Raw genomic sequence first — 1616 nt, forward strand, 5'->3', positions numbered from 1 at the left:
CACAGGGGTAGACCGGTAGAGAACGGCACGCGGCCAAAGTGACGCGATTGACCCTGGCTGTGTAAAAACGCAAAAGATCGAAACGCGACGAGAATGACATTCTGGCTTTGCGGGCCCGCTGCCCTAGAATTGCGGCGATCAGGATGGGCGAAATGCAGTATGTTTGCGACGCGCCGAAGGGTAAGGCCTGGTTCCGTATCGAGACGGAAGGTGAAGCGGTGCAAGAGTCGCGCCTGATGCGCCACACAGTCGAGAAATATTTCTGCCGCGAGCGAGAGAAGGCAGTCCAATCCTGGCGTCCGGAGCAGCCCAACGCGATCGAGCGCGACATCGGCCTCGAGGCCCATGTACAGCGAGAGATGCCGCTTTTCCTCACGTTGCGTGACAGGGAGGGTAATCCACTGGCTACAGCGATGCTGCCACCGGGTGGCAAGGATCGCGGCGGGTTCCGGATCATCATCGTTGCCGCATGCAATGCCGATCCTTATCCTGAGCAGGATGCGGCCATCGCTGCGCTAGGAGCGCATTTCGGTCTCACGCTCGATCGCCACCGCTGCTTCCCCTACGGCCGCTAAGGAGCCTGACAAGTATCGCTGCTTGGAGCGATGTCGGCTCATGGCCCGAAGGCGAAGATCGCCATCGTGTCCGGCACGTCGGCAGTCGGGGCCAGAGCGGACATCGAGAAGACGCGGGCAAAATCGACGCGAATGGCCCAACTCCGACTCCGCCGAACGATTGCGTTGATTTACGCGACGCGATCCTTGTCGGACTGTTCCTCGACTGCCGTCACGGTTTCTTCGAATCCCTTTTCGTAATTGCCCGCAAACCTTTCGATGCTGTCGGCCCACATCCTCAGAATTGAGACCTGAAAATGCATAATTGGCTTCAAGGCAATCATACCGATTTCTGTCGCTGCGGTTGTGCGCTTTTGGGCGTCGCGCGCGAAACGGCCTGAATTAGAGATGTTGTCTACCATGGCTGCTTGCTCCTTCTGCTCGGGTGATTAAGCCCAAAGCGACCTGCCAGGTTGTGCACTACGTGATGCTAACCCCTCGGCTAAAGCCTGATCTGCGGCGAGTCTCGCATGTCGGTCGTCATGCAGTTCGTCCAGCTTTTTCAGGTAAGCGACCGCTGCTATCTGCAAGAGATCGAAATCATATTCGCCAGCATCGCGAAGATTGGTGACGTAGCGAAAGAGGGCGGAACGCCTGTTATCGTTCTCACTAATACCACTATGGCGCAGCAAGTAGTTCCGCCAGGCGAACGCACATGCGCCTTCTATGGCTTGAGAAGTCATGGGCACCTCCCGAAGGTCAGAGAAAGACTGATGAGCCGTTTCGTTCCGCGAATGTCTCCGATGTAATGCTGTTCCGTAGATGCGCCGCAAGGTGTTTCGCGAAGAGGTCAGTGCTGTGGTAGTGGCGGTGTGCACGTCATCGTGCGCTCTGTTGCGCCTAAAGCCGGCGATCTCCTTGTCGATTTTTACCGCAAATGACAAGGTCAAAGAACCTACCGCTCGCGCGGCGTTAACGTTGCAATGCTATGGCTTCCGGATTGATCACGAAGTCAGCCCCATCTCGGCTTGAACGAAAGGAGAGGACACGCAACTTTGGGCG

The 1616-nt window shown here is 57.1% G+C and carries 3 protein-coding genes; 1 reads left to right on the plus strand and 2 read right to left on the minus strand.

Annotated elements, in window-relative coordinates; all coding sequences use genetic code 11:
• The first annotated feature begins 143 nt into the window (after positions 1-143).
• Entirely contained in the window at positions 144-575 is a 432-nt protein-coding gene (locus AC0L3K_RS40520) for a hypothetical protein (protein ID WP_473368197.1), read from the plus strand.
• A gap of 170 nt (positions 576-745) precedes the next feature.
• On the opposite strand, the gene AC0L3K_RS40525 is transcribed toward AC0L3K_RS40520, so the two are convergent.
• The gene (locus AC0L3K_RS40525; RefSeq protein WP_007595374.1) at positions 746-976 is read right to left on the minus strand and encodes a hypothetical protein; all 231 of its coding nucleotides are present in this window, start codon (positions 974-976) and stop codon (positions 746-748) included.
• Between the two features lie 27 nt (positions 977-1003).
• Positions 1004-1297 carry a hypothetical protein gene (locus AC0L3K_RS40530; protein WP_007595373.1) on the minus strand — a complete coding sequence of 98 codons (294 nt, stop codon included), beginning with the start codon at positions 1295-1297 and terminating at the stop codon, positions 1004-1006.
• Between the last annotated feature and the right edge of the window lie 319 nt (positions 1298-1616).

The sequence above is a fragment of the Bradyrhizobium sp. MI1.10 genome, from assembly GCF_055811035.1.

Excerpts from the sequence above, each read along its gene's own strand:
- AC0L3K_RS40520 (WP_473368197.1), top strand. The coding sequence starts at position 144 with ATGGGCGAAATGCAGTATGTTTGCGACGCGCCGAAGGGTAAGGCCTGG.
- AC0L3K_RS40525 (WP_007595374.1), bottom strand. The coding sequence starts at position 976 with ATGGTAGACAACATCTCTAATTCAGGCCGTTTCGCGCGCGACGCCCAA.
- AC0L3K_RS40530 (WP_007595373.1), bottom strand. The coding sequence starts at position 1,297 with ATGACTTCTCAAGCCATAGAAGGCGCATGTGCGTTCGCCTGGCGGAAC.